The organism is Gordonia aichiensis NBRC 108223, assembly GCF_000332975.1.
Lineage (GTDB): Bacteria > Actinomycetota > Actinomycetes > Mycobacteriales > Mycobacteriaceae > Gordonia > Gordonia aichiensis.
The window spans coordinates 60,468-67,134 of the sequence record NZ_BANR01000012.1; the positions used below are offsets into that span (position 1 = coordinate 60,468).

5 protein-coding genes are annotated in these 6,667 nt (G+C 65.4%); 3 read left to right on the forward strand and 2 right to left on the reverse strand.

Annotated elements, in window-relative coordinates; translation table 11 throughout:
• Positions 1-9 precede the first annotated feature (9 nt).
• Entirely contained in the window at positions 10-1,293 is a 1,284-nt protein-coding gene (eno, locus tag GOACH_RS13590; RefSeq protein ID WP_005175557.1) for a phosphopyruvate hydratase, read from the reverse strand.
• A 139-nt stretch (positions 1,294-1,432) separates the two neighbouring features.
• Positions 1,433-2,176, reverse strand: coding sequence for a lytic transglycosylase domain-containing protein (locus tag GOACH_RS13595; RefSeq protein ID WP_005175558.1), 744 nt, complete (start codon positions 2,174-2,176; stop codon positions 1,433-1,435).
• Positions 2,177-2,302: 126 nt separating this feature from the next.
• Between GOACH_RS13595 and efeU the strand changes: the two genes are divergently transcribed.
• Genes efeU through efeB form a run of 3 tightly spaced genes read left to right on the forward strand, consistent with a single transcriptional unit; the run spans position 2,303 to position 6,502 of the window.
• A complete protein-coding gene (gene efeU / locus GOACH_RS13600; protein ID WP_005175560.1) occupies positions 2,303-3,970 on the forward strand; it encodes an iron uptake transporter permease EfeU in 1,668 nt (555 codons plus the stop codon).
• Positions 3,967-5,160 (forward strand): iron uptake system protein EfeO, encoded by a 1,194-nt coding sequence (efeO, locus tag GOACH_RS13605; protein WP_005175562.1) that lies wholly within the window; start codon positions 3,967-3,969, stop codon positions 5,158-5,160. The genes efeU and efeO overlap by 4 nt, the downstream gene beginning before the upstream one ends.
• Before the next feature lie 4 nt (positions 5,161-5,164).
• Positions 5,165-6,502, forward strand: a complete 1,338-nt coding sequence (gene efeB / locus GOACH_RS13610) for an iron uptake transporter deferrochelatase/peroxidase subunit (protein ID WP_005175564.1) — start codon at positions 5,165-5,167, stop codon at positions 6,500-6,502.
• Positions 6,503-6,667: the final 165 nt, after the last annotated feature.

Sequence of the window (6,667 nt, forward strand, 5' to 3'; positions counted from 1 at the left end):
TCTAGCTAATCACGAACCGTACGTATATCGGGGGAAGGCGAGGTCTCCCGCGTAGCGTGCCGCGTCGCCGAGGCCCTCCTCGATGCGCAGCAACTGGTTGTACTTCGCCACACGTTCGCTGCGCGCAGGCGCGCCGGACTTGATCTGACCACAGCCGCAGGCGACGGCGAGGTCGGCGATCGTGGTGTCCTCGGTCTCGCCGGAACGGTGGCTCATCATGGTCTTGTAGCCGTTGTTGTGGGCGAGCGTGACGGCGTCGAGGGTCTCGGTGAGTGTGCCGATCTGGTTGACCTTCACCAGCAGAGCATTCGCCGCACCCTTGGAGATACCCTCTTCGAGCCGCTCGGGGTTGGTGACGAACAGGTCGTCGCCGACGAGCTGAACCTTGTCGCCGAGCGCGTCGGTCAACTTGACCCAGCCGTCCCAGTCGTCTTCGGACAGGCCGTCCTCGATCGACACGATCGGGAACTCGGAAACGAGCTTCTCGTAGTAGCTGATCATCTCGTCGCTGGAGAGCTTCTTGCCCTCGAGGTTGTAGGCACCGTCGCTGTAGAACTCGGTCGCTGCGGCGTCGAGCGCGATGGCGATGTCGCGACCGAAGTTGTAGCCAGCGGCCTCGACGGCCTCGCCGATGACCGCGATGGCCGACGCGGTGTCGGGAAGGTCGGGCGCGAAGCCGCCCTCGTCACCGAGCGCGGTGTTGAGTCCCCTCTTGTGCAGTACCGACTTCAGCGAGTGGTACACCTCCGCACCCCACCGGAGTGCCTCCTTGAAGGTCGGCGCACCGATCGGAGCGATCATGAACTCCTGGAAGTCGATGCCGTTGTCGGCGTGCTCGCCGCCGTTGATGATGTTCATCATCGGGACCGGGAGGATATGCGCGTTGGGGCCGCCGATGTACCGGAACAGCGGTAGTCCCGCCGACTCCGCAGCTCCCTTGGCCACGGCGAGCGAGACGCCGAGGATCGCGTTGGCGCCGAGCCTGCTCTTGTCGGGGGTGCCGTCGGCGTCGATGAGCGCCTGGTCGACGAGTCGCTGCTCCTCGGCCTCGATACCGATGACCGCGGGCGCCAGTTCGCTCAGCACGCCCTCGACAGCCTTGGTCACGCCCTTGCCGCCGTAGCGCTTGCCGCCATCACGCAGTTCGACGGCCTCGTGCTCACCCGTCGACGCGCCGGACGGCACAGCGGCACGAGTGAACGTGCCGTCGTCGAGGACGACCTCGACCTCGACAGTCGGGTTGCCTCGCGAGTCCAGGATTTCGCGTGCACCAACCTGTTCGATGATTGCCACTGTGTTTGCCCCTATCGGTGAACATGTCGGCGGCACCTCACGCAGCCGACGGGTACGGGATCAAAGCCTAGTCGGTGAAGGCAACAGGCACGCATCGAGAGCACTGCACACCGCATCGGACTCCCGTGACCGTGTGCGTTCAGTAGCGGACGTTGATCGAGTACGCGTTGGCGTGGTCGCGCACGTCGATGACGTAGGCCATCGAGTTGTTGTAGACCTTGACCGCCTTCTCCCAGCCCTGCGGGGTGGTCATGTCACCACCCGCGGACACACACAGATATCGGGCTGCCGACAGCGCGGCGTCGTCGATGTTGTCCGGATCGGCACGGCCGTCCCCGTTTGCGTCGACGCCGTAGCGTCGCCAGGTCTCGGGGATGAACTGGAACGGACCCATTGCCCGATCATGTGTGGCGTCTCCGTCGAGCGTGCCGCCGTCGGTGTCAGGGATCTCCATGTTCCCGCGGGTGCCGTCGAGCGGTACACCTCTGATGCGCGGGCGGACGTCGCCGTTCGGCGCGATCTCGGACCCGTGGTGCTGCCCGTGCTTGCTCTCGACGCCGCCGATGCCCGCGAGGGTCGTCCACCCGATTCCGCACTCGGGGTGCTGCTGCCGCTGAATCTCCGCGGCGTTGCCGTAGGCCTCCAGCGCGATGAACGGGATGCCGGTCGTATCGGAGATCGGGCGGGCCCAGTCGCGCAATTGCTCGGCGGTACGGCCGGGCGCGTTGATGTCGACAAACGGGACCGGCGCACCGAGACCCGGCGGGATGCCGTCGGGGATGTCCGGGCGATTCAGGGATGGCAGGTCGAGGCACGCCGACGTCAGGATCGCGACGCAGGTGAGAGCGGAAATCGAGGCGAGTGCCCGGCGAACGGTGGTCATCGATACACCATGGTGCCATTGGTCCCTTGGTGATCTCGCATCGCGCAGCGTAGCCTTAGCTCGCTTAAGGCAAGTAAGCCTGAGCTGACCAGCCAAGTTCGTAATTCAGACAATTCGGAGTGACACGTGTTCGCGACCCTCATCATCGGCCTTCGCGAAGGCCTGGAGGCAGCGCTCATCGTGGGCATCATCGCAGCCTTCCTGCGACGGCAGCAACGCACCGACGCCCTGCGGTGGATGTGGGCGGGAGTCGGCGTCGCGGTGGCCATCTGTGTCGCCGTCGCCATCGGCCTCGAGGTTCTCTCGCGTGATCTGCCGCAGCGTCAGCAGGAGGGCCTCGAAACGGTCATCGGTGTCATCGCCGTCGCGATGGTCACCTACATGATTGTCTGGATGCGCGAGCACGCCCGCGATCTCAAGGGGGATCTCGAGGCTGCGGCCACCGACGCGGTCAACGAGGGCTCGGCGATTGCATTCGTCATGATGGCGTTCCTCGCCGTACTCCGCGAGGGCCTCGAGACGTCGGTGTTCCTGGTTGCCGCTTTCAACGCCAGCCACAACGCCGTGCCGTCTGCGTTGGGCGCCATCATCGGAATCGGCATCGCCGTCGTACTCGGTTACGGCATCTACCGCGGCGGCGTCCGCATCAACCTCGCACGGTTCTTCAAGGTCACAGGACTCCTGCTCACTCTTGTGGCTGCCGGACTGGTGATGACCGCGTTCCGTACGGCGCACGAGGCGGGGTGGCTCAACGTAGGCCAGCAGCAGGTCATCGACCTGACCTGGCTCGTCCAGCCGGGATCCCTCCAATCCTCCCTGCTGACCGGCGTTCTGGGCATTCAGCCCAAACCCGTGTTGATCGAGGTCGTCGGCTGGGCGGTCTACCTGCTGGTCGTCGGCACCATCGTGCTCTGGCCCGCGGGCAAGGCCTTTCCCCGACGCGCGGCGGGAATGGCGTGCGGGGCACTCGCCGGGATACTCGCGATCGCAGCCGTCGTCGTCTTCGCCACTGCACCGGCCGAACCGTCCGCGCCGTCGGACACGATGAGCGGCAGTGTCACCACCGCTCCGTCGACCTCCGGCGTACTGGCGGGCAGGACCGTTCGCGTCCCCGACCCCGTGAGCGTGCGTATCGAATCCGCCGACTCCTCGCAGGCCACGGGCACCTTGCGGTCCGGCTCCGTGTCGACGCCGCTGCCCGCCCTCACCGCCGCAACCGATGCCACCCAGATAGGTTCGACGAGCTACCCGACCTATCAGCAGCTCGTATCGCCGACCCTCGACGTCAAGTCACTCGTTCCCGATGCACCCGCGCGCGTGACGCCCGCGCAGGTCGCGTCGGGCAACAACGGGCGTCTGCCGGTCGGCCTGAACACGCAGACATTCGGCGCCGACGCCCCGGTGGTCTACACGGTGACCGCGACCGTCACGACCAGCGTCGATCCGACATTCCACACGCCGGTGGCCGCGAACGTGCACTACGTCGTGACTGCGACGGCCACTCCCGATTCAGGTGCCGCCGTCGTGCTGGGCAAGGTTGCCACCTTCGACGCCGAGCACACCGCCGATCCCGCCGAGTTGGCCGCTTTGCAGCACTCGGTCGACCAGCGGTCAGCCCATCATGTCCGGTCGGTGGTGCTACCGCTGTGGCTCGCCGGGTTCGCGATCGTCGCCGCCATCGCCGCGGGCGCGCTGCTGATCCGACGCAGACGCCCCACTCCCCCGCCCGAACACGAGGATTTGCAGTCAGGGGCGCTCAACGACCCCGATCACACGAAGGAGAAAACCACATGAGGGTGCGACCACTGGTGGCCGTCGGCGCGGCAGCAGTCGCCGTCGTCGGGATCGCGGGCTGCTCGGACAGCTCCGACTCGTCGAACTCGTCGTCGGATGTCAAGACCGTCAAGGTCGAGATCACCGATCAGGGCTGCAAGGCCACGCCTGACAAGGTCGACGCGGGACCCATCACCTTCGAGATCACCAACACCAACGCTGCCGCGGTCAGCGAGGTCGAGCTGATCAAGGACAATCGCATTCTCGCCGAGCGGGAGAACATCGCTCCGGGCATGGCGTCGGTCTCGTTCTCGCACAAGCTCGACGGCGGCACATACGAGCTCTACTGTCCGGGCGCGACCACCGAGAAGACCCAGTTCACCGTCACGGGCAAGGCCGCGGAAGCCACCGGAACCGTCGCCGACAAGCTGAAGACGGCGTCGACCGACTACAAGGCGTATGTCGTCACCCAGGTCGGGAGCCTCGCCCAGTACACCAAGACGCTCACCGACGCGGTCAAGGCCAACAACCTCGAGGCGGCCACCGACGCATATCCCAAGGCTCGTCCCTACTACGAGCGCATCGAACCGGTGGCGGGCGCATTCTGCACCGACGGTTCGACAGACTGCTCCGACAACGCCTCGGTCAGCCTCGATTTCGCGGTCGACGCCCGACCCGACGCCGTCGGCCCCGGCGACAAATGGGAAGGCTTCCACGTTCTGGAGAAGGCGATCTACCAGGACAAGAACCTGGCGAATATGGGTGCAGTCGCGGACCAATTGCAGAAGAACGTCGAGTTGCTCAAGACCGTCGTCGACAAGCCCGAGTTCACCTTCGCTCCTGCCGAAATCGTCAACGGCGCAGGCGATCTGCTCGACGAGGTCTCGACCACCAAGCTGACGGGCGAGGAAGAGGCGTACTCACACATCGACATCCTCGACATGCAAGCCAACATCGAGGGCTCCGAACAGGCCTTCGCGGTGGTCAAGCCCGCGCTGAAGGAGATCGACCCGCAGCTCACGCAGACCATCACCGATGCGTTCGCCAAGGTCGACACCCTCATCGACACATTCCGCGACCCCAACGAGCCCGGCGGCTTCAAGAACTTCACGCAGGTGACCGCCGAGCAGAAGCGCGAGATGGCCGCAGCCATCGTCGCCGTCAAGGATCCGTTGGCGCAGGCCGGCGGAAAGATCGCCGCAGCGAGTTGATGTGATGTCCGCCGACGACAACATTCCGACACAGAAACCGGATGACGCCACCCCATCCGACCAGACCTCCGACACGTCAGCGCATCGACGTGGCCCAAGGTTGGGACGCAGGGGATTTCTCGGCGCCGCCGGACTCGCGGGTGTTGTCGTCGGCGGCGCTGCGGGGGGTGCGATAGGTTACGCCGCAGCACCGAAACCGACGGACGCCGCATCGGAGGCCGTCGAGTTCTACGGCGAGCACCAGGCCGGAATCGTCACTCCGCAACAGAATTCACTGGTCTTCGCGGCGTTCGATGTCGCCGAGTCGGTGACCACGCAGCAACTCGAGGTCATGCTCGCGCGCTGGGCGGCGGCGGCGAGCCTGCTCACGCAGGGCAAGCCGGTCGGCCCCGTGGAAACACGTCCGGGGTCACCCCCCGCCGACACCGGTGAAGCCTTCGACCTCGGCCCGAACAAACTCACGATCACCGTCGGTTTCGGTCCCAGCCTGTTCGACGACCGATTCGGGCTGCGCGACAAGATGCCCGCTGCACTGAAACCGTTGGGGCAGTTGGCGGTCGACACGACGATTGATCCGTCGATCAGTGGTGGCGACATCTGCGTACAAGCCTGTTCCGAGGATCCCCAGGTGGCGTTCCACGCCGTCCGTAACCTCGCACGCATCGGCCGAAACACCGTCGTCCTGCGCTGGCTGCAGGAAGGCTTCGGTCGCGCGTCGGCGACCTCGACCTCTCAGGTGACGCCGCGGAATCTGTTCGGATTCAAGGACGGAACCGCCAACATCAAGGCAGAGGACCCGAGCGTCGCCCAAGAATGGGTCTGGGTCGGAGACGAGACGGATCAACCGTGGATGAAGGGCGGATCGTACCTGGTGTCGCGCAAGATCCGCATGCACATCGAGGCTTGGGACTCCGACGACATCAGCGACCAGGAGCTGATCTTCGGCAGGACGAAGGACGACGGCGCACCGCTCTCGGGCGGCAGTGAGTTCACCGCGATCGACTTTCACAAGCGGCTCGACACCGGGAAGTTCGCCGTCGACCGATTCTCGCACGTGCGGTTGGCGCACCCGGATAGCAACGGCGGCGCGCAGATACTGCGTCGCGGTTACAACTACACCGACGGGATCGACACCCGCACAGGAACACTCGCTGCCGGCCTGTTCTTCATCGCATACCAGAAGAATGCACACGAACAGTTCGTCCGCATCCAGAACAACCTCGCCCAGGATGGACTCAACGAGTACATCGCCCCGATCTCGAGTTCGCTATTCGCGGTCCCGCCGGGCCTGTCGAAGATCGGCGACTGGTACGGCAAGAAGCTGTTCGGATACACGGACTAGGGTGCCCGCTGGGTTCTTGGACGTGCGCGCGGGCGGGGCGGGGCGCGAAAAGTAGGGGAAGGGTTCTTTCCCCTAGTTTCTGAGGCTTCCCCGCGACACATCCCGGGGAAAGGCACACGACCCGCGGAAGAAGCGCTTCCCCTAGTTCCCGCACAGCGGGCAGCA